General features: G+C 34.0%; 23 protein-coding genes and 1 riboswitch. Of the genes, 15 read left to right on the top strand and 8 right to left on the bottom strand.

Features of this window, described 5'->3' with window-relative positions:
- The first annotated feature begins 42 nt into the window (after nucleotides 1–42).
- Nucleotides 43–534, top strand: a complete 492-nt coding sequence (locus tag BW983_RS00675; protein WP_076549116.1) for a DUF456 domain-containing protein — start codon at nucleotides 43–45, stop codon at nucleotides 532–534.
- Between the two features lie 18 nt (nucleotides 535–552).
- Nucleotides 553–1053, top strand: a complete 501-nt coding sequence (locus BW983_RS00670) for a hypothetical protein (RefSeq protein ID WP_076549114.1) — start codon at nucleotides 553–555, stop codon at nucleotides 1051–1053.
- Here the strand turns inward: BW983_RS00670 and BW983_RS00665 are convergent.
- The 4 genes from BW983_RS00665 to BW983_RS00650 all read right to left on the bottom strand — a co-directional run bounded on the left by BW983_RS00665 (nucleotide 1040) and on the right by BW983_RS00650 (nucleotide 3771).
- On the bottom strand, nucleotides 1040–1681 hold the full coding sequence (locus BW983_RS00665; protein WP_076549113.1) for a uracil-DNA glycosylase: 642 nt from the start codon (nucleotides 1679–1681) through the stop codon (nucleotides 1040–1042). The genes BW983_RS00670 and BW983_RS00665 overlap by 14 nt on opposite strands.
- A 37-nt stretch (nucleotides 1682–1718) precedes the next feature.
- On the bottom strand, nucleotides 1719–2744 hold the full coding sequence (locus BW983_RS00660) for an acyltransferase family protein (RefSeq protein ID WP_076549111.1): 1026 nt from the start codon (nucleotides 2742–2744) through the stop codon (nucleotides 1719–1721).
- Between the two features lie 82 nt (nucleotides 2745–2826).
- Nucleotides 2827–3336 carry a GNAT family N-acetyltransferase gene (locus BW983_RS00655; RefSeq protein WP_084184255.1) on the bottom strand — a complete coding sequence of 170 codons (510 nt, stop codon included), beginning with the start codon at nucleotides 3334–3336 and terminating at the stop codon, nucleotides 2827–2829.
- Nucleotides 3337–3405: 69 nt separating this feature from the next.
- Nucleotides 3406–3771 (bottom strand): hypothetical protein, encoded by a 366-nt coding sequence (locus BW983_RS00650; RefSeq protein ID WP_076549108.1) that lies wholly within the window; start codon nucleotides 3769–3771, stop codon nucleotides 3406–3408.
- Nucleotides 3772–3954: 183 nt separating this feature from the next.
- On the opposite strand from BW983_RS00650, the gene BW983_RS00645 reads away from it, so the two are divergent.
- The 5 genes from BW983_RS00645 to BW983_RS00625 all read left to right on the top strand — a co-directional run bounded on the left by BW983_RS00645 (nucleotide 3955) and on the right by BW983_RS00625 (nucleotide 9614).
- A complete protein-coding gene (locus tag BW983_RS00645; protein WP_076549106.1) occupies nucleotides 3955–6102 on the top strand; it encodes an endonuclease MutS2 in 2148 nt (715 codons plus the stop codon).
- A gap of 136 nt (nucleotides 6103–6238) precedes the next feature.
- On the top strand, nucleotides 6239–6901 hold the full coding sequence (locus tag BW983_RS00640; RefSeq protein ID WP_076549105.1) for a hypothetical protein: 663 nt from the start codon (nucleotides 6239–6241) through the stop codon (nucleotides 6899–6901).
- Between the two features lie 123 nt (nucleotides 6902–7024).
- On the top strand, nucleotides 7025–8044 hold the full coding sequence (locus BW983_RS00635; RefSeq protein ID WP_076549103.1) for a hypothetical protein: 1020 nt from the start codon (nucleotides 7025–7027) through the stop codon (nucleotides 8042–8044).
- 58 nt (nucleotides 8045–8102) lie between these two features.
- Nucleotides 8103–8900 (top strand): hypothetical protein, encoded by a 798-nt coding sequence (locus BW983_RS00630; protein WP_076549102.1) that lies wholly within the window; start codon nucleotides 8103–8105, stop codon nucleotides 8898–8900.
- 33 nt (nucleotides 8901–8933) lie between these two features.
- Nucleotides 8934–9114, top strand: a riboswitch (cobalamin riboswitch).
- Between the two features lie 116 nt (nucleotides 9115–9230).
- Nucleotides 9231–9614, top strand: coding sequence for an acyl-CoA thioesterase (locus tag BW983_RS00625; RefSeq protein ID WP_065392702.1), 384 nt, complete (start codon nucleotides 9231–9233; stop codon nucleotides 9612–9614).
- Nucleotides 9615–9665: 51 nt separating this feature from the next.
- On the opposite strand, the gene BW983_RS00620 is transcribed toward BW983_RS00625, so the two are convergent.
- Together BW983_RS00620 and BW983_RS00615 are read right to left on the bottom strand one after the other, a co-directional pair.
- A complete protein-coding gene (locus BW983_RS00620; protein ID WP_076550750.1) occupies nucleotides 9666–10256 on the bottom strand; it encodes an HD domain-containing protein in 591 nt (196 codons plus the stop codon).
- Between the two features lies 1 nt (nucleotide 10257).
- Nucleotides 10258–10956, bottom strand: coding sequence for an XAC2610-related protein (locus BW983_RS00615; protein ID WP_076549100.1), 699 nt, complete (start codon nucleotides 10954–10956; stop codon nucleotides 10258–10260).
- A gap of 350 nt (nucleotides 10957–11306) precedes the next feature.
- On the opposite strand from BW983_RS00615, the gene BW983_RS00610 reads away from it, so the two are divergent.
- The 8 genes from BW983_RS00610 to BW983_RS00575 all read left to right on the top strand — a co-directional run bounded on the left by BW983_RS00610 (nucleotide 11307) and on the right by BW983_RS00575 (nucleotide 19100).
- Nucleotides 11307–11636: a PadR family transcriptional regulator gene (locus BW983_RS00610; protein ID WP_065392700.1), complete on the top strand. Its 330-nt coding sequence runs from the start codon at nucleotides 11307–11309 to the stop codon at nucleotides 11634–11636.
- Nucleotides 11637–11647: 11 nt separating this feature from the next.
- On the top strand, nucleotides 11648–13369 hold the full coding sequence (locus BW983_RS00605; protein ID WP_076549098.1) for a PspC domain-containing protein: 1722 nt from the start codon (nucleotides 11648–11650) through the stop codon (nucleotides 13367–13369).
- Between the two features lie 315 nt (nucleotides 13370–13684).
- The gene (locus BW983_RS00600; RefSeq protein ID WP_076549097.1) at nucleotides 13685–14281 is read left to right on the top strand and encodes a 1-acyl-sn-glycerol-3-phosphate acyltransferase; all 597 of its coding nucleotides are present in this window, start codon (nucleotides 13685–13687) and stop codon (nucleotides 14279–14281) included.
- A 23-nt stretch (nucleotides 14282–14304) separates the two neighbouring features.
- A complete protein-coding gene (locus BW983_RS00595) occupies nucleotides 14305–14733 on the top strand; it encodes a PaaI family thioesterase (protein WP_065392697.1) in 429 nt (142 codons plus the stop codon).
- A 103-nt stretch (nucleotides 14734–14836) separates the two neighbouring features.
- Complete coding sequence (locus BW983_RS00590; protein ID WP_076549095.1) at nucleotides 14837–15907, top strand: hypothetical protein; 1071 nt, start codon at nucleotides 14837–14839, stop codon at nucleotides 15905–15907.
- A gap of 216 nt (nucleotides 15908–16123) precedes the next feature.
- On the top strand, nucleotides 16124–17218 hold the full coding sequence (locus tag BW983_RS00585) for an RNA polymerase sigma factor (RefSeq protein ID WP_076549094.1): 1095 nt from the start codon (nucleotides 16124–16126) through the stop codon (nucleotides 17216–17218).
- Nucleotides 17205–18104, top strand: a complete 900-nt coding sequence (locus BW983_RS00580; protein WP_076549092.1) for a hypothetical protein — start codon at nucleotides 17205–17207, stop codon at nucleotides 18102–18104. Before BW983_RS00585 ends, BW983_RS00580 begins: the two co-directional genes overlap by 14 nt.
- Before the next feature lie 24 nt (nucleotides 18105–18128).
- A complete protein-coding gene (locus BW983_RS00575) occupies nucleotides 18129–19100 on the top strand; it encodes a chorismate-binding protein (protein ID WP_076549090.1) in 972 nt (323 codons plus the stop codon).
- Nucleotides 19101–19356: 256 nt separating this feature from the next.
- Here BW983_RS00575 and BW983_RS00570 read toward each other — a convergent pair whose 3' ends face one another.
- Nucleotides 19357–19554 (bottom strand): hypothetical protein, encoded by a 198-nt coding sequence (locus BW983_RS00570; RefSeq protein WP_076549088.1) that lies wholly within the window; start codon nucleotides 19552–19554, stop codon nucleotides 19357–19359.
- A gap of 5 nt (nucleotides 19555–19559) precedes the next feature.
- A complete protein-coding gene (locus BW983_RS00565) occupies nucleotides 19560–20162 on the bottom strand; it encodes a MarC family protein (RefSeq protein ID WP_065392691.1) in 603 nt (200 codons plus the stop codon).
- Nucleotides 20163–20200: the final 38 nt, after the last annotated feature.

The raw sequence follows: 20200 nt of genomic DNA, 5'->3' as shown, positions 1-20200 counted from the left end.
CATAATTTCACTTTTTTCTTATCTTCGTTTATATTTTAAAGAATGGATAACACTATTATTAATATTCTCTGTCTTATTTTATTATTTGTTGGAATACTGGGAACTTTTCTTCCTGTTCTACCGGGGCTTTTACTCAGTATTTGCGGGCTTTTGATCTATAAATTCGGGACAGATGCAGATCTTCCGATGATCTATATCTGGGCATTTGGAATTCTTACAGCAGCTTCTGTTGTATTAAGCTATGTAATCCCTGCAAAAACCAACAGAAAATATGGTGGTACGCGCTGGGGAAGCATAGGATCGGTGATTGGAACTATTGTCGGGATCTTTATTCCTATTCCTTTAGGCTTCCTGATCGGAATGTTTGCCGGAGTCTTCATTGGTGAATTACTCCATGACAGCAAGGATATGAATAAGGCATTACAATCTACCAAAGGAGCTTTTATTGGATTTATTTATGGAACCGGTTTCAGCTTTGTAGTAGGTGTGGCAATGTTTTTGGTGGTACTTCTTAATATGTTTGATATTATTTAACCTAAAAAAATAGAAATCATGTTCCATAAAGCCATCATATTCAGTCTGGGAATTTTTGCATTAACAGGATGCGATGCCCAAAAGAAAACAAAAGCAGACAAAAAAAACACTGAAATGTCTACGAACACTACGACTTCTGACCAAAAGAATGGCATCATTTATTTGAATGAGGGAGAAAATAAATTTCTCAGAGATTCTGATATGAATGTTACCTTTAAAGGAATTTCGGAGGATAGCAGATGTCCTGAAGGTGTAAATTGTATCTGGGCTGGTGTTGCAGTAGCTCAGGTAGAGGTAATGGGAACTTCTACCCGCCCCATGATGTTATATCTTGCCACGATGAATCATCCGGGGAAAAACTATCGCCAGTCTGCTGATTTCAATGGACGTACCATTACATTAGAGGAAGTTACTCCTTATCCAAAAGCAGAAGGCGGAACAAGTGCTTTAGCCGGAAAATATAAGATCGGAATTAGTATCAAAAATATGGAAATTCCTTCCGACTCTACCAAGAAATAGGATTTTTCCCTTTTGATGTAAGATATTCGTTAATTTTTGAAAAAGGTTTGCTTCCGAAAAACCCTCTATACACAGAGAATGGTGACGGGTGCGCCGATTTTATGATAAAATGCTTAGCCGGATCGATGAGTTCGGCTTTTTTCTGTGCAAAAGCGCCCCACAATACAAAGACTACGTTTTCTTTTTTATCGGAAATTTCTTTAATAATATAGTTCGTAAACTTTTCCCAACCTAAATCTTTATGAGAGTTTGGTGAATGGGCACGAACTGTAAGTGTTGCATTCAGTAGAAGAACGCCTTGTTTTCCCCAATCATCCAACTCTTTGGAGGTTCTCACTACACCAAGATCATCTTTTAATTCAATAAAAATATTCTTAAGGGATGGCGGTGCTGTAACTTGTTCAGAAACGGAAAAACACAAACCATTTGCCTGGTAATCATTATGGTAAGGATCCTGCCCAATAATAACGACCTCAACATCATCAAATGCTGTAAGTTCCAATGCACGGAAAATCTGACTTTTAGGTGGAAAAACCGTTGTAGTTGCATATTCATTTTTTACTTTTTCCCAAAGGGTTGTAAAGTATTCCGTACTCTTTATCGGTGCTAAAATTTCTGTCCAGGTCATACTGCAAAAGTAATTAATATTAAAACAAAAGCACAACTCAGACTTTAAATATCTTCACTTTTCTTTCAATCAGAATATAAGAAAAGTAAGATAATAGTATAGAAACCGCTATTAAGAAAAAACTATTCAGAAGATGCGAGGATGTAAGTGTAAAATAGGTTCCTTTAACAACATGCTGAACGATAATATAATGTATGATATAGAGTGAATATGAAATGTTTCCTAAAAAATAAACGGCTTTGCTCTCCATCAATGTTTTTACATAATTGGTTCCTCCTATATACAGAGATTTAATGATTACGGCAGAAACTAATGGAATAAAAAACAATCCTTTTTCAGTATATAACAAGAGTAGAAATACCAGTGAAGAGGCATACATGATGTAATTGTTTTTTTTATTTTCCGAATTGATCCTCGGTAAAAGAGCGGCTCCTATTCCCAGAAAATAAGAAGAGATCGTCCTTACAAGAGAACTTAACCCATGTGAAACATCCATATACCTTGAAGATTCTCCGGTTTTAAGGGGAAGATCAGATTGTAAATACAGATTATCAGGAATATATAACAAGCTGAACCTTAATATCAGACTTAGTATAATGAGTATTTCCCAACGTATTTTAAAGCGTATAATAAAGAAAAGTAAGAAAGGAAATATCAGATAGCAGATCCATTCTGTACTTAATGACCAATAAACAATATTAAGAGAGTAATTAGGATTATAAAAGCATTGTACTAATGCTGCATTGATTAAAAACTTGGTTTTAGAAGTATCTACAAGAAATAATGCTATGATAATAACCGACAAAATATACACTGGATAAATCCTGTTCACTCTCTTTTTATAAAAATCTGTAATATTTTTAAATGTCAGACTTTTAAATCTCCCGGAATAAGAAATCGTTAATAGAAAGGCACTTAAAACAAAGAAAATATCTACTGCTAAATATCCTTTTCCTGTAATACTTTCGATAAAATAATTGGTGAAACAGTTAAAATGAAAAAAGGTTACCCATAGTGCTACAATTCCTCTTAATCCGGTTAAGGATTTTATTTCATTTTTCATGTCTAGTTTATAATATCAATACGCGTGGCGACAAAGATAAAAAAAGATAAAAAAAACTAAAATAAATTCAAGAATAATTCCTTTAAAGTGGATTTTTTAAACTAAAAATAATATTGTCCGGGATTTCCTTGCCTTTCATTTTTTCGTCCAAAACAAACCCATGTTTGACAAGTAATGTTTGAGAGTCGTGGTTAAACTGATTCGTAAAGGCTAAAATTTTCTGTAACTGTAAATCATTAAAACCAAAGATTAAAACATTCCTGAAGGCTTCCGACATGATTCCTTTTTTATGATAATCAGGAAGCAGCTCATATCCAACCTCTGCTATTTTTCTATCATCGGAAAAGTTCCAAAGGCAAATAGTACCGATAAGTTTTGGATGATCTTTATATGAAATTCCCCAGAAAATAATTTCTTTATCCTGAGTTTTCTTTTTAATGTGTAAGATAAATGCTAAGGCATCATAATTGGTTTTTGGAGAGTTTCTTTTCACATATTGGTTGATGACTTCATTACTTCTGATTTTCAGAATATCATCCGTATGATTTTCATTGATCTGCCTCAGGATCAATCTTTCGGTTTCCAGTATCATATATATTCTCTCCTTTTCTCTTTCTTGTTTTTCCTAGCCCTTATTTATTAAAGTGGATAAAAACCTTTATTAAATATCTCTAATTACAAGTTTCTCGTCATATAACGAACCTGACTTACTAGCATCAAGACCTATAAACAGATACATTTTATATTTCATAGAAGAAGTTTCTTCATAAATAATTGATCCACCGCCGCTATTGTTTTTCTTTACGATTTCTTTTTTAGGCGTATCATTTTGCTGACTGAGATTAATAATCCTCTTTATATCTTCATCCCTGAAGTTTTTCATACTATACTTTTTAAACCCGGTTTTCTTATTCTTCTTAAAACCAGATTTCTTTTCAATTTTCTTTACTTTTCCCGGGATTGCTTTCCTCATCTGTGCATTCATTCCGGTGGATAAAAAAAGTAATATAAGCAGTAAGTATTTCATGGATATATTTTAGCTATTGCAATATAAGATTAATCCGCATTTTCTTCAAAATATATTTTCTCAGTCCTAAAATTCTTCGGTTTCTCATCAGAAATTGTAAAATAAGCCTAAAATTCTTCATTAATCTATTTTGTAAATCGCTCAGATATACGTAATAATCAAAATTCTCACTAAATTTGCACTGTGTATATAGATAAAGAAGATTTAGACGAATTAGAGTTTCCGCAATTGCTCGCGGAAGTCTCCCCATTTGCGTATTCTCCCAAAACAAGAGAAAAAATTCTTCAACTTCGTCCGATGGAAATTGACGAGGCGGAACTTTCATTGAAAAAAACATCAGAATATCTGTCTAGTTTTGAAAGTTCAAATGCGATTCCGTTTGATGAATATGAAGATATTGAAAGTGAGCTGAAACTGATGCTGATTGAGAATTACCGTCTGGAAAACAGTGCTTTCATCAAAATAAAAACCATCACGGAACAGATCGGAAGATTACAGAAGTTCTTCCCTACCATGCCGGAAACATTTCCAACCTTACTGGAAGAGGTTTCTGTACTGGAATTCAAGAAAGAGATCATTGACAAGGTTGACAAAGTTTTCAACCGTTTTGGTGAAGTAAAAAGTGAAGCTTCTCCCGCTCTAAAAGGCTTGAGAACTGAAATACAGCATGCTAAAAAAGCTATCCAGGAAAATTTCAACCGTGCTCTTACCACGTATGGACAGAGTGACTTTTTGGATGACATCAGGGAAACAATCATTGATGATCAAAGAGTTTTAGCAGTAAAATCAGGATTTAAGAAAAGAGTTCCCGGAAGAACATTGGGAATTTCAAAAACAGGTTCTATCACTTACATCCAACCGGATAGTGTGGTAAAGCATTACTTCAAACTTCGTGAAAATGAAGAAGAAGAGAAAAAAGAAATTGATAAGGTTTTGAGACAACTTACTGCAGAACTTGCAGAATTCCAGCCTCAGCTTTGGAGATATCAGGTTTATATTTTTGATCTTGACCTTACAAGAGCTAAAGCGAAATTTGCAGACCTCATCAACGGAGTTCTTCCAAAGATCAATCACCATAAAACATTGAGATTAAAGGATGCTTATCACCCTTTATTATGGTTGAGAAACAAGGTTGAAAATAAAATAATTCACTCCCAGACACTCACTTTAACGGATCACAACAGAATTATCTGTATTTCCGGACCGAATGCCGGTGGAAAATCAATTACCTTGAAAACGGTAGGATTGCTTCAACTGATGATTCAGAGTGGTATCCTTGTTCCTGTACATCCGAAATCAGAGATGTTTTTCTTTGAAAAGATCATGACCGATATTGGTGATAATCAATCTATTGAAAATCATTTATCCACTTACTCTTCGAGATTAAAGAAAATGTCCGGAATCATCCGTGAGGCTGATGCTAATACTCTTTTACTGATTGATGAGTTTGGAACAGGATCTGATCCTGAGCTTGGAGGTGCTCTGGCAGAAAGCTTTATGGAGTTTTTCTATGATAAGAAAAGTTTTGCGATCATTACAACGCACTATACCAATATTAAATTAGTCATAGAACAGCTTCCGAATGCTCAGAATGCAGCCATGCTTTTCAATGAAGAAACGCTGGAACCAATGTACAAACTGGAAGTAGGACAAGCAGGAAGCTCTTTTACTTTTGAAGTTGCAGAGAAGAATAAGATTCCAAGATTCATCATTCATTCTGCTAAGAAAAAGGTAGAACATGATATTGTAAACCTTGATAAGACGATTGTAAAGCTACAACAGGAAAAATTTGAAGTTGAAAAACTGAAGTCCGATCTTGCTGAAAGGAAAGAATCTGTAGAAGATAAGCGTGATAACCTTCAGAAACTGAATGACCAACTTCAGCAGAAACTGTTCAATTTCCAAAAGCTTTATGAAGAAGAGCATAGAAAATTACAGTTTGGGAATAAGATTGAAACGTTCATCGAAAGTTATACCAAAGGAAAATCCAGAAAGGATGTGGTAAAAGACTTCGTGAAGTTGTTGGAACAGGAAAAGTTTAGAAAACTTGGAGCTGACAAGGATGAATCAAAACGTCTTCAGGTCGTTAAAAGAAAGATCACACAACAACTTAAAAAGGAGGATGTCATTGAAAAAATTGCTGAAACCAATGAAAAACTGGAAGAAAAACGTAAAAGTGACCGTGCAGTTTGGATGAAGATTGGACAACGTGTTCGTATTACCGGAAGTACAAGTGTAGGAACCATTGAAAAAATTTCCCGAAATAAGGTAATTGTCAACTATGGAACTTTCAAAACAACGATTGATGCGGATGAACTTGAGAGAATTTAATCAGCTTGAAAAAACATCAATTTGAGAATTTCAAATTAAAAGAATACTAATAACAAGAGAGAGTGTCTAAAGATACTCTCTTTTTCTTTTATTGTCAGTCTCAATAATTTTCCTATTTTTAACAAAAACAATAATTATGAAACCACTAAAAGCAATTTCCGATCTTATTCCAATACCGAGTTATACCGTTATCATTCTATGTTTCTTTTTCCCGTTCTTCCTGATAAAATGTGGTGATACCACTTTAATGTCTATCAAAGGAACCGATCTGGTAACCGGAGTTTCCAAACAAACAATGAATGAAAGGATGAAAGAAAGCCTGAAAAACAGCTCTCCTTTTGGCTCTGCATTTGGAAATGAATCTGATAGCTCGTCTTCAAATTCTGATAGTGAATATACTCCACTTACCGGTTCCAAGGATAAAAAGGATAATGAGAACATTCCTCCAAGTCCTTTTGTTATTATTGCATTTTTAGCTGCAGTTGCCGGAATTATTATCCAGTTTATAAAGAGTATTAAGAAAAAATACATGTACCATATCATCATTTCACTGGTGGGATTGGTCTCTCTCTTGGTTTTCTACCTGACATTCCAATCCAAAATGGAAGGACTTGGCAATAACAAAGTCGGGATGGGATTAGGTAGCGGAGTGACCATCAGTTATGGTTTTGGAACCGCATTTTACCTTTGTGGAGCGTTGTTCCTGGTTATTCTCTTATTTTATGGAGCATTTTCCTATTATCTCAAAAATGATCCAAAAGCTATTTATGGTTCATCCGATCAAAAAACAGAATCTTAAAGTAAAATCAGTGTGGATATAAAAAAGAGTGTTTGAATCAAACACTCTTTTTGTTTATAGTTTCGAAGTACAATTGCTAATAATTTCCCTTAATTATTCAGCTTTTTGTATCTTTCAAAGAAAATGTTGAAAAAAATAACCCTGGAAATTCTTGCTTTCGTTTTTATTTGGATCATTTTTATCTGGACCAAATATCATTTTTTATACCCCAATTATTCTCAGGAAGAAATCAATGACATTTTTAAAAAGGAAAACCTTAAAGCTCCGGTTTATGATTCTATAAATTTAAGAGGCTACAATATCCGTTATCTTACTAATAGAGGAAATGAAAATGTTTCTCCCAATCCAGAGACAGGACGCAAGAAACCTTATCTTTTCTTAATTCATGACAGCGGTAAAAATTCCGGTTATTTTCTAGATTACTTTAAAAATAAGGATATAAACAAAATATTTCATGTCATAGCTGTTGACCGAATTGGATTTGGTGGAACCTATCTTCCTAAAAGAGAAAATAATGGCAATGAAATTTTCCCTATTGAAAAGGAAGAGTTTGGTGAAAAGGCAGATTATGTAAGCTCTATTATCCCTAAAGAAATTCTGAAACAGGAAAGACAGCATATTGAAGAAGTACGTATTGTGGCAAACGGATGTTCAGGGCTATTGGGAGCGGAAGCTTTTAACTGGATGGATTTATCTATTGTAAAATCTTTTATGTTTTATCCTGAAACCGAGCCCAGATTCATAGGAAGTGTATTATTCAGTAAACTACTTTCAAGCCCGGTGGTAAGCTTCCTATTTCCAAGAGCTTTTGTGAGTAAACAAAAAGACCTTTTATTATTAGATAATATGAAAGGAAAAGGCAGAGAAAGGCTTATCGACAATGCAAAATACTCTGAAGATAAAAATTTTGAACGCGAAGAAAATCTTTACTCTGGTCACTATGGAGGAAAGAAACTTAAATCACTCTTCTTTATGATGTCTGATGAAAATAAGAAAGAAAAAGTTGAAAAAATGATCGGAACCGGGCAGTTCTCTGTACAGGTAATAGATAAAGTTGACATTTATACTCAACCTCAATTTGTCCTTGATAAAATTTTGGCAAACGAAATTTATACACTGGATATTAATCAAATTAAAAAATAGTCTGCATACTGCTGAAAAGCATTTAATTTATATATTTGGGGATCTAAAATTTGTTAAGATGATTTCAGTAAACAAAGCATTGTACCTATCTGCTTTCAGTATTTTTTCCTTAGCTTTCGTTAAAGGTCAGAATAAAGTTCCTTTTGGTGTTGTAAAAGCAGAAGAAGGTTATGCCAATGTACGTGTACATAAGGATAATTACAGAAAAATTGTAGATAAAATCCGTATGCGTAAAGGGGATGTTTTTGTTTATGTAAAGCCTGCTCCGGGAGAAACGGAATGGATCTGGATCAAATATCCGGAAAAGCAGGACGAAGACAAACCGTTTGTACGTTATGAAACTCTTGACAAAGAAGGAATGGTAAACAAAGACCGTATTGCTTATATTGATCAGCTTCCTGCTTATACTCCTTCAAAATCTAAAAATGGAAAATCTCTTATTTTCACAGATAATTCTGATCCGAAGATTCCAACAGCTCAAAGAAGCAAAGTAGTTATTGATGTTTACCCATCCAATGCAGGGTATCGTAAGAAAGAAAAAGATGCAGACGGTAAACTTCTTACCATTGATAAGGTAAAGCCATGGGGAATCAGCAATGATCTGCCTGAAGGAATGACGGAGATTAAATCGATCCGAGTTCAGCAACCCGGAAGAGGTTCTGTTTTTGTAAGAGAAGCCATTAAAAATATGTTCCAGCCTACAATGGATTTCGAAAATATAGGAGTCACTTCATTAGACAATGACAACATTTTCCTTTATATGATCAATGGTTCAGGAGAAAATAGATATACAACACTGTGGACCATCAAGAAGGGAAAAGTCATCAGCCAGATTATTTATCATAATCCGGAATAAATTCATTATTTTTGCACCGAAAAGTTTTAACGCTTATTCATCACAGAAACTGGTTCTGCATAACCGCAGATTAAAAGGGAACCGTGTGAAAATCACGGACTGTCGCGCAACTGTAAGTAACTGAAATCTTTATCAAAAGATCCACTGTGCGAGGCATGGGAAGGAGATAAAAGATGTTACAAGTCAGGAGACCTGCCGATTTCTTAAACAAAAAACTTTCGCGATTTGAAGTTTTATTGATCTGATGGATTGTTTCAGGGATTTCCAAAGTTCCTGTCATTATTCTGTTGTTTTGATACTATTTCATTTCGCATTAATTAATAATGAAATATGACTACAGAAGAAAGAATTCAAGCTGCCGAAACCAGAATTTTTAAAGCGGTTTTTCCTAACACTACCAATCATTACGATACTCTTTTCGGAGGTACTGCGATGCAGCTGATGGATGAAGTTGCCTTTATTGCTGCTACCCGATTTGCAAGAAAAAGAGTGGTAACCGTAAGCAGTGACAAGATCGATTTTAAAAAACCTATTCCTGCCGGAACGATTGTAGAGCTGATCGGAAAGGTTTCCTATGTCGGAAAAACAAGTATGAAGGTAAATGTAGAGATCTATACGGAGCAGATGTACTCTTATGAAAGAGAAAAAGCAATCGTGGGTGATTTCACATTTGTGGCAATTGATGAATTTAAGAAACCAATTCAAATTCTATAATAAAATATTTAGGGGCAGCCAAAGGCTGCCCCTAAATATTTATGTTTATTGTTATTTCAGTACTTTTTCTGTCTCCAGGTTTTTGCTTAAGAGCAATTCAAACGCCTCTCCCATTTCATCTGAAGCTCTGGTAATTGCGTTTTCAAGCATATTTCTGATCTGTTTCTCGGTAACACCAGCCTCCGTCCAGCTTTTACCTGAAGTATAGGAATTAAGAATAAAAGGCATAATTCTGTCGATAGAACATGCAAAAATAGCATCAGGAGTTTTTTCTTCCTCAAATTCAAGCCACAGATTAAAGAATTCCGTTCTCAAAGGTTCATCTAAAATTCCGAAAATCTTTTGCGCTGAAATTTTTTCTCTTTCAAACTTCCCTACCATTGCCGCTTCATCAAAAAGGAAAGTATCTCCTGCCTCAATCTCCACCAAATCATGGATCGATAACATTCTTATGACTCTCAACAAATCTATATCCGCGCGGTTTTTTGCGTAGGGATAAAGAATCTGTGCAAGAATAATAATCTGCCATGAATGCTCAGCTGTATTCTCTCTTCTGGAATCATCTGCATTATAATTTCTTCTCTGTACATTTTTCAGGGCATCCACTGCCAAGATAAAATCGATCTCTTTCTGTATCTTCATCTTACTTTTCTTTATTATATTCATCTGATGGATATACCTTGGTTCTGGTAACCCATTTATTTTTTATTTTCTCTTCGGTTGTTACTTTTACATACCCTTCTTCGCTCATATCTTCTTCTTTTACCAGCACTTTATCTAAACCTTTCCCAGGAATCACTTGATATTCTGTAGTGAAAAGATTGCAACATCCGGATTTTCCAAAGGCTATCAGACGTTTACGAACCGGATCTGTTTCAAAGAAATCAAAAGAATCTGATGCTAGCTCTGTCAATTCTGCACTTTTTACAAAAGCCATTCTGGTACTGTTGAATACATACACATCATAAGATGCACTGCTATAATTTCCCAAATTTCCGTTTCTTATTGCAACATCTTCAGTTCCGTCGAAATTAAAATCTCCGAAAATAACGGGACTTTTTTCTTTTGACAATGTTATCATTTTTCCGCGTGTCAGCCTCTGTCCCTGATCCAGATACAGTACCAGATCATCGGAAGTGAATGACTGTACCTTAGTATTTTTGTTATCAAAAAGTTCCACCGTTCCTCTATCTTTACATTGATCGCCAAAACAATTTTCAATGTGAATGATCGCATCATAATTTTTCGATGCATCTTTAACCTCAAACTGATATTGTCCAAAACATAGAGGTCCCAGTAAAACAAATGCAGATATGCTTCTGTAGTAATTTAAAATATTCATGATAATAGTAAAATGGATTTAAGTGTTTTTTTAGTCTTCTAACAAAAATACGAATCAAGATCCCGATTTCAAAATTCATTAGGGAAGAATTATAATAAAACCTCTCTTTTTATTCTTATAATTTTAGCTTTTTTAGATATTTTTGATCAAAACCTATTGGAGTCAAAAACAATAATAAAAATTATTTAACTGATTATCAATTGATTAAATCTTTAATTTTCAAAATTTCACTACTTTGTATTGCATAATACCATTTTATTTACATATCTTTGTAATGTAAAATTAGAATAGGCTCAGCTAGCTAGGAGCATTTTTCTAAGAATATAACTAATTAACAAAACTTATCAAAGATGAATACTGAAAATACCAAAGCGCAAATGCGAAAAGGGATTCTGGAATTCTGTATTCTAAGTCTCATCAATAATCGAGAAATGTATGTTTCCGATCTTATAGATGAACTGAAAAAAGGAAAACTGGATGTAGTGGAAGGGACCCTCTACCCTCTTCTTACAAGATTGAAAAACGGAGAGTTTCTCTCTTACAGATGGGAAGAATCAACTGGAGGACCACCCAGAAAATATTATCAGATAACAGATAAAGGAAAACTGTTTCTGGATGAACTTCAAAATACGTGGAATGAGCTGACCGCCTCAGTAAACCAAATCACCCAACAAAATTAAAAAACAAAGCTATGAACAAGACACTCTCAATAGGACTCGCAGGTTTTTCTTTTACAATAGAAGAACACGCATATATAAAGCTCAGCGACTACCTGAATGCTCTAAGAAGCTCATTGGATGCTTCTGAAGCAGATGAGGTAATGCATGACATAGAAATAAGAATGGTGGAGATATTCAGAGATTCTCTGGGAAAACGTGAAGTGATCAACGATACGGATGTAGAAAAAGTAATCGCACAGATCGGGACTCCTGAAAAAATCGAAGAACAGGAAGAAGCTTATTTTTCTGAAAAAAATACAACTAAGAACACTAATTCAGGAACGAATTACACAGACAAAAAACAATTATTCCGTGACCCTGAAAAACAAAAAGTAGCAGGTGTATGCGCAGGTTTAGCTCAATATGTAGGAATGGATATTACTGCAATGAGAGCAATCTGGTTGGGAATTTTCATTCTGGGAATTTTCACAGCAGCCATCTCTTCTTCATTGATCGGTCTTTTATATGTAATCCTTTGGATCGTACTTCCAAAAGCTGAAACAGCAGCAGATTTCCTGAAAATGCAGGGAAAGCCTATGAACTTCGACAATCTTAAGAATGAGTCTAATAAATTGGTGCAATTTGCCAATGAATCTACTCAGAGGGTCGGAGAAATATACAACGAAAGCAAACCTCACATCAGCAATGCAGGAAGTGGAGTATGGAATATTCTAAAGTATATCATAGGAGGAATTTTCGTATTGATGGCGGTAGGAAGCATTATCGGAATCTTTGTAATCTTCGGACTTTTTGGAACAGGTGCAGATTTTCCTGGAGCAAATAAGATTGAATTCTACATGGGTGAAAACGGTCTTGATAAAGTTTTAGTAGCAATCATGATCTTAGGAAGCTTAATTCCGGCAATCATTTTCAGCTTATTAAGTATCAAAATCTTTTCTCCAAAGACGAAATTAAGAAACATTGGCTGGGTATTAGGAGGTGTATTCCTTTTATTACTTGGACTGGGAGCTTATTTCGGAGTAAGCATGGCGAAGAAAAACCTAATCTACAAAGGCAGCAAGGAAGATACAGAAAACATCGCCATCAATACTACATCAGATACTCTTTATGTAGATGTAAAACAGGTAGTGATTCCTCAGAACTTCAAAGCTTATGACGATGATATCTATTCTGATAAGAAAACAGTGTATGAAGAAGACTATATCTCTGTAGATGTAATTAGAAAGACGGATATTAAAACCCCTTATCTAATCATTAAGAAAGAAGGTGACGGATACAACATCCCTGTTCAGGTAACAGTTCCTGTAGAGATCATCGGAAATAAAGTAATGCTTCCAAACTTCATCAAATATCCTTATGATCAAAGATTTAGAGATTACAGAGTAGATTATGAGCTTGTAGTTCCTCAAAGAACCATTGTAATTCCTGTGAAAAAAGACCATATCAGCTTTGATGGAGATCTAAACGGAGACGGAATAGATGATGATGATAACTACGAAAATGAAAACCATAACGGGATCAGAGTTGAGAAAAACAAGATCACAATAAATGGCTCAAGCATAGAATACAATTCTGATGATAAAGACAGCATCATTATCAACGGAAAGAAAGTTCCTAATAACCAGGCTAAGAAAGTTATTGATTCTGTAGCATCCGATATTAAAAAAATCAACAAGGATGTAGACATCAAAATCAAAGACGGAAAAAACGAAATTTCCATACAAACTAAATAATTAACTTCAGAGAGTGGTAGAAGATGTGAATGGATGGCAATTGTTTGAAATTCACATCCTTCTTCTCTCAGAAAAGTGAAAAAGATTCATATTTAGTTCTTCATATGAAAAAAATGTTTTAATTTCGTATAGTTAAAAATTTAATAACCAATCAACCAAAAACACACTCTTATCATGATACAATTTGCAATGGAATTCGTAATGAAAATCGTAGATTTAATTAACGGTTTGTTTTAAGAGCAATAATATTTCAATATATTTGTAAAAGTATAACCAATATTTGGTTATACTTTTTTGTTTTTAATCCAAGAATCTATGAAAAAGCTGATAGGCAAACTGATGTTAAAATTATTAGGGTGGAAAGTCGTGCTACAGGGCGATGTTAACAGCCTGAACAGGTGTATCCTTGTGGTTGCTCCACATACACACAATATGGAGTACATTTTAGGGAACCTTGCCTATTGGTCCTTACAAAAGCCGTTAAAGATTATCATTAAAGACGCTCATACCAAAGCATGGTATGGAAGTGTTGTAAAAGGACTTGGCGGAATCGGAATCGACAGAAGCCAGAAAAATGACCTCGTTAACTTCGTTGCAAAGCAATTCGAGAAAGAAGATTTTAGTCTTGTTATCACTCCTGAAGGGACCAGAAGCTGGGTTCCGAAATGGAGAAAAGGGTTCTATCATATGGCGCTGGCTGCAAAAGTTCCTATTGTATTGGCTGCCGGAGATTTTAAAAGAAATATTGTTTATCTGGGCTATACTATTCCTTATGAAAGACTTGCAACAGCTACTTTTACAGAGATCATGCAGGAAATTCAGGAATATTATATAAAGAATGATATCACTCCTAAGATTCCTGCCAACTGGAATCCCAACATTATGGGGAATGGAGAAGAAGCAGGAAACTAATCATTAATTATAATTATTAAAAAATGAAAGGTAAAACAAAAGAAGAAATATTAGAATTCATCAATAACTGGGGTGATGTAACCTTGGCAAAGACACTTGAAATAAAATTCATAGATATTGATCTTGAAAATGAAACCCTTACAGCAACAATGCCTGTACTTCCGAGAACGCATCAGCCTTTTGGGATCATGCATGGAGGAGCCAGCTGTGTTTTAGCTGAGACTTTAGGTTCAAGCCTATCCAATATCTTTATTGATGGTGATAAATATTATGGTGTAGGAACAAATATCAACTCCAATCACCTGAGAAGTAAGAAAGACGGAGTGGTAACAGCTACTGCACGTTTTATAAGAAAAGGAAAAACAATGCATGTTTCTGAAATTGAGATCAGGGATGAGAAAGGAACTCTTATCAATCATACAACGATGACCAATAACATCATTTTGAGGTAATCAGAAACCGGTAAGAAAATACAAGGCTCAATTTTTTTGAGTCTTTTTTTATATTCTTACTGCAACCTTTTTATTTTTTTGCATCTTATAAGAAACAATAACCATGAAAACTCAAATTTTAGCATTCTTAACTTTATTCTTATTCTGCGCCTCCTGCAGTGATGAGAATTCCGATCCTTTGGAAAAGAAAACAGCTTCCTATGATGTCTATCTTGGAGGAACTGATGAATACAAAGCCTGCTACTGGAAAAACGGACAACAGACATTTGTTCCGGGAGGGGAAAACCTGAACGTAATACAGGTAGTGGTAGATAACAATGATATTTATCTGCTAGCAACCACTATTCAACCTATGAATCAAATAAAAGAATGGTATTTCTGGAAGAACGGGGTAAAACACAATGTTGCAGAATACTTAAATGTAGAACCCAATACAGCAACAGACAATGATAAACTATTTCTGGCAAGCCAGATAAAAGTAAATAACGGAGATGTCTATTTTTCAGGCGTTATCAGACATTATAACCCGAGTACCGGACAAAACACCTACCAACATTGCTATTGGAAAAACGGAATAAAAACAATTTTGGACTCCCATGCCAATGCTATTTTTTCAGGTGGACTTGAAATTTTTAATAATGATGTTTATATAGCTTCCCGTAAAAACTTCCAGTATACTAATAATACCCCTAGCTGGGACTTGGGTTACTATAAAAACAATACATTTCATGTTGTATCCAATTCTCTTGTCTTCCAGAATTTTATAAAAAACCCATCTAGTTCCTCTCAATTTTATTTATCAACAAGAAATCCAAACCCTTCTTATTTTTCTCAATATATCTATACTGTAAAAGATATTATTTCAGGGAATGATATACAGATTCCCGCTAATATTATCCAAAGTGGCATAATAGATATGTATGCTGAAGGTACGGATAAATATTATATAGGTAAAGATTTCTATTACAAAAACAATACACTTATCCAGATGAATAATTCAAACGGATTCAATAATATTTCTCATTTTGCTGTTAAAGATCAAAATATTTATACGACAAGACTACATCCTTCTATGAGCTCAGTGAAGTTTTATATCAATGATGTGGAAGCACAGAGCCTGCCTGACATTTCGAAAGGGTGCTTTAATTCAATTTTTGTGGTAAAAAACAATTAAACTTTTTCATTCAGACTGAAGCCATATAGCAGAATCCTCATAAATACCAGGAATTTTGCTATAGGTTTTTCTTTCTTTACTATACCATCGTAACTTCATTATACTCTACTTTATAAATCCATACTATGAAAAAAATTTACTTTAGAAAACAGATCAACAACTTAATTGCTAAAATAGATTCGCCTCTATATTTGCAATAAAAAAACTAAATATTTGATGGTAAAAACCAATGACTGGCAAAAAATTTACAGTGAATATTCCCCAAAATTACTGGGGATTTGCCGTAGATATATACAGGATACTCATGCAGCGGAAGACATTCTTCAGGACAGCTTTATAACAGCGATTCAAAATGTTCATCAACTGAAGGATGAAAAGATGATTTTTGCCTGGTTAAAAAAAATTGTAGTAAATAATGCGTTACAACATCTCCGAAAAAGCAGTAAAGAAACATTTATTACAGAAGAACCTTCAGAAATCCCTGAAACATTATTTGCTATGAACAGTAATGAAGAAAAAAACCATGTTCTTGCCTATGACTTTACACAGGAAGAATTTTTGTCTTCTATTGACAGTCTTCCTCATCACCATAAATCTGTTTTTAATTTATACTTTATTGAAAACTATTCCCATTCAGAGATAGCCAGCCAATTGGGAATCACTGTAAACACGTCAAAATCTCATCTGTTAAGAGCTAAAAAAGCAGTACAAAATTTTCTGCTCAAAACAGTAAATACTGAAACCCCGAAAAACAGAAAAAAAATTACCCAACTGCTCATTTTCTTTGGGTTTGGAGGATTATTATGGGCACAAACCTTTAAAAACAAATTTTCAGATTTTTCAGTATCTCCATCCCGAAATTTTGAAATACCTGATCTTATTTCTTCTCAAAGCTTTACTGTTCCCACCACTTCAGCAGCTATTCCGAAAATTGGTGTTATTACAGGAAGTATTGCACTTGTAATCATTACGGTGAGTGTTGTCATTATTTTCCGCCCGAATAACAACAGCGTTTTCAATGATACCAATCGTGATAAAGAACCGGAAACAGAACAGAAAAAAGAAGAAATTTTCATTGAAAACACAGATGATATTATTTTAAATACTGAGGATCAGCATACTCGAAACCAAGGAATTGTTACCGAAGATAATATCTCCGAAAAATACAAAATTCAGGAAGAAAAAACCATCAAAATAAAACAAAAAGAGCATCACATACCTGTAAAGGATACAGTTAAAGATGACACTCCTCAAAAAATCATTGTGGTAAAGAAAATCATACAGAGAGATACGATATATGTTGAAAGATAACCTAAAACCAACCCTACTTTTAAAGAAAACTATTTTTATACTGTTTCTTATTTTTTTACAAACCTTTAATGCTCAAAGAAAAAAAGCAGATACTGTATATGTCTACGAAAAAGTAATTGTTTATGACACAATCTATCTGGAAAAAGCCATAAAACTAAAGCCAAAAGAGATGTCCATAAAGCAATTCAGCATGTCTTCAAATGATATTACAGAATTTACTCCAATAAAAGACAAAATAGAGGGAAAGACGGAATATGTAAATAAAAGGGTTCAATTGGGTATAGAAGCAGGATTTGGGTTTAAAAAAAGCTCGTGGGCTAAAGATGCAGGAAAAGATATACAAACAGGATTTAATCTGGGATTATGGCTTTCGAAGCCTATTTTCAATAATTTCTCATTAATATTATCTGCCCATATGTATCAATGGAATTCCACCTTTGATCTGGATGGTAATAAAGAAGACACATGGCTAAATGGATACTATTTTTCAGAAGATGCACAGCCTTTGCTCTTCCAAAAATTTAATAATAAGCATGTTGAATATGCCATGCAGCTCAAACTACAATACAAATGGAAAAACATCCGCCCTTTTATTGGAATTTTAGGCAATAAAAACGTCTATAAAATGCAGTTCCTGGTTCCTGACCATATGGTTATGACTAAATTGGATGATTTTAAATCTCAACAGATCAATCTAGGGTTTTCTTTAGGTCTGCAATATCAGCTTATGAAAAAGGTTCTCTTATCACTTGAATATCAGGAATACAAAATGAGAAATGTTTCATTAAAAAACAGCTCTTATAATTTTGACATTTTTCAGACTAATAATACCTTTGCAGAAAGGAAAATCAACTTCGGAGTTTCCTATATTATTTCCGGACACTGATTTTTCAAAATCCATTCATAGCTAATGATTTATTTCAAATTCCCCTTTAACGAAGGATTATATTCTGTAAACGAAGAAACCAATACAAATGCTGTCGATTTTTATTCATACAACAGCCTTAATCAAATCAGCTTCAAAGGAAATAGTATTGAAGTCAAGACTGATGAATTCAACAGTAATTCAATAACAAACGATCTATTGATACATGATACTACCGGTTTTACTCCTGAAACCAGAGAAGAGTATTGCAATACATTAGAACAGGTTATTGAAGTGATCAAAGAGAACAATCTACCCAAATTGGTCTATTCCAGAAGAAAAATCTTTACAGACTTTAAAGGAATTGATTATAAAGAAAGTTTCAATAATCTTTGCCACACTTATCCAAATGCATTCAGATACTTATTCAATGATGGAGAAAACGCATGGATGGGGGCTTTTTCGGAGGTTTTGGGAAAATTCAATAAGACAACCCATGAGTTTGAAACTATGGCATTAGCAGGCACTCTTCCTGTCTCTGAAGAATGGTCTGAAAAGGAAATTGAAGAACAGAAACCCGTTACCAGTTATATTCAGAATATTCTTAAAAACTATTCAAACCAGATTCAACAATCTGAAACTTATGATCATATTTCCGGAAATATAAAACATCTTCGTACAGATTTTAAAACAGTTATCAAACCTGAAGATCTTGGCAGTGTGATCAAGGATCTCCATCCTACTCCGGCTGTTTGTGGTATTCCAAAAGATTTCTGTAATGAGAACATCCGTAAGTATGAAAAATTCCCACGTGAATTCTATGCTGGATATATTAAAATAGAAACTGAGGAAAGTATTTTATATTTTGTGAATCTTAGATGTGCAAGACTTTACAAAGATTCTGTACATATTTTTGTAGGAGGCGGAATTACTGCACAAAGTAACCCAGAAAAAGAATGGATTGAAACAGAGCTTAAATCTGAAGCGATTCTTAAGAACCTGGTTTCTATCTCTTAAATAATAAGTTTTTCATTGATATAATTTACGCAAACTTTCACAGATGTTTGCGTATCTTTTTTGTAATCAACACAGAAAATATTGGTCTAAATTTATGAAATCATTGGTAATAGTTGTGTTTAAATATCATGTTTTGGCTAAAGTCGTGTAATTGATATCATAGATAACGAAACCGATGTTTAACAGCAATACTTTCTACCATAAAAAAACCTCTTTCAAAACGAAAGAGGCTATATCTATAATATCAGTATATGAATTATTTTTTCACACCGATTCTGCTCCAGGTATCCATTACAAAAAGTAAGATAAGACCTATAGCAGCTGCAGCTGCAGAAAACACAAACTTAATGTTGTCTTCATCAGCGATAAGGTCATTCTGCCAGTTGATAGCATACAAATTAATAGCGATGAAAACGATGAACAGTACTAAAAATACTTTATAAAACTTCTTCATAATTTTTAAAAATTAACATAATTCAGCACCAATTGGGCAAAATTTGCAGTGAATAATTTAATTGAAATTGCTAAAAGGATAATACCGAAAACTTTCTGAAGAATCATCAATGTAGCATCTCCAATTTTCTTCTCTAACCATTTCGCTGATTTCAGCACCAAATATACGAAAATTGTATTAAGAATAATTCCGCAGATAATATTAATATCATGAAATTCAGCTCTAAGAGATAAGGCAGTCGTTAAAGTTCCCGCACCTGCAACCAGTGGAAATGCGATGGGAACGATGGATGCAGCCTTTGCTTCTGTTGTTTTGTTGATTTCAATTCCTAAAATCATTTCCAAAGCTATGACAAAAATCACAAAAGCTCCGGCAATGGCGAAGGAATTTACATCCACTCCGATCAGTTTAAGAATTTTGTTTCCTACAAACAGGAAAACAATCATAATTGCTCCGGCAGTGATTGCTGCTTTACCAGCCTCAATTTTTCCAAATTTTTGCTGAAGGCTTACGATAATAGGAACTGAACCGATTATATCAATAACGGCAAATAGAACCATAAAGCTGGTAACGATCTCTTTGAAAGAGAATCCATCAAGAATTTCCATCCCTTTGTAATTAAAAATTTCGCAAAAATATGAAAATA

The sequence above is a fragment of the Chryseobacterium ureilyticum genome (assembly GCF_900156735.1).
GTDB lineage: Bacteria > Bacteroidota > Bacteroidia > Flavobacteriales > Weeksellaceae > Chryseobacterium > Chryseobacterium ureilyticum.
The sequence above is the reverse complement of the archived record's forward strand: the minus strand, read 5'-3'. Positions and strand labels throughout refer to the sequence as shown.

Bases quoted from the DNA above. Each gene is read 5' to 3' on its own strand.
- BW983_RS00630 (WP_076549102.1), top strand. From the start codon at position 8,103: ATGATTTCAGTAAACAAAGCATTGTACCTATCTGCTTTCAGTATTTTT.
- BW983_RS00660 (WP_076549111.1), bottom strand. From the start codon at position 2,744: ATGAAAAATGAAATAAAATCCTTAACCGGATTAAGAGGAATTGTAGCA.
- BW983_RS00650 (WP_076549108.1), bottom strand. From the start codon at position 3,771: ATGAAATACTTACTGCTTATATTACTTTTTTTATCCACCGGAATGAAT.
- BW983_RS00595 (WP_065392697.1), top strand. From the start codon at position 14,305: ATGAAAGGTAAAACAAAAGAAGAAATATTAGAATTCATCAATAACTGG.
- BW983_RS00565 (WP_065392691.1), bottom strand. From the start codon at position 20,162: ATGGAAATTCTTGATGGATTCTCTTTCAAAGAGATCGTTACCAGCTTT.
- BW983_RS00605 (WP_076549098.1), top strand. From the start codon at position 11,648: ATGAACAAGACACTCTCAATAGGACTCGCAGGTTTTTCTTTTACAATA.
- BW983_RS00580 (WP_076549092.1), top strand. From the start codon at position 17,205: ATGTTGAAAGATAACCTAAAACCAACCCTACTTTTAAAGAAAACTATT.
- BW983_RS00585 (WP_076549094.1), top strand. From the start codon at position 16,124: ATGGTAAAAACCAATGACTGGCAAAAAATTTACAGTGAATATTCCCCA.
- BW983_RS00620 (WP_076550750.1), bottom strand. From the start codon at position 10,256: ATGAAGATACAGAAAGAGATCGATTTTATCTTGGCAGTGGATGCCCTG.
- BW983_RS00575 (WP_076549090.1), top strand. From the start codon at position 18,129: ATGATTTATTTCAAATTCCCCTTTAACGAAGGATTATATTCTGTAAAC.
- BW983_RS00655 (WP_084184255.1), bottom strand. From the start codon at position 3,336: ATGATACTGGAAACCGAAAGATTGATCCTGAGGCAGATCAATGAAAAT.
- BW983_RS00610 (WP_065392700.1), top strand. From the start codon at position 11,307: ATGAATACTGAAAATACCAAAGCGCAAATGCGAAAAGGGATTCTGGAA.
- BW983_RS00570 (WP_076549088.1), bottom strand. From the start codon at position 19,554: ATGAAGAAGTTTTATAAAGTATTTTTAGTACTGTTCATCGTTTTCATC.
- BW983_RS00665 (WP_076549113.1), bottom strand. From the start codon at position 1,681: ATGACCTGGACAGAAATTTTAGCACCGATAAAGAGTACGGAATACTTT.
- BW983_RS00615 (WP_076549100.1), bottom strand. From the start codon at position 10,956: ATGAATATTTTAAATTACTACAGAAGCATATCTGCATTTGTTTTACTG.
- BW983_RS00625 (WP_065392702.1), top strand. From the start codon at position 9,231: ATGACTACAGAAGAAAGAATTCAAGCTGCCGAAACCAGAATTTTTAAA.
- BW983_RS00670 (WP_076549114.1), top strand. From the start codon at position 553: ATGTTCCATAAAGCCATCATATTCAGTCTGGGAATTTTTGCATTAACA.
- BW983_RS00635 (WP_076549103.1), top strand. From the start codon at position 7,025: ATGTTGAAAAAAATAACCCTGGAAATTCTTGCTTTCGTTTTTATTTGG.
- BW983_RS00600 (WP_076549097.1), top strand. From the start codon at position 13,685: ATGAAAAAGCTGATAGGCAAACTGATGTTAAAATTATTAGGGTGGAAA.
- BW983_RS00590 (WP_076549095.1), top strand. From the start codon at position 14,837: ATGAAAACTCAAATTTTAGCATTCTTAACTTTATTCTTATTCTGCGCC.
- BW983_RS00640 (WP_076549105.1), top strand. From the start codon at position 6,239: ATGAAACCACTAAAAGCAATTTCCGATCTTATTCCAATACCGAGTTAT.
- BW983_RS00675 (WP_076549116.1), top strand. From the start codon at position 43: ATGGATAACACTATTATTAATATTCTCTGTCTTATTTTATTATTTGTT.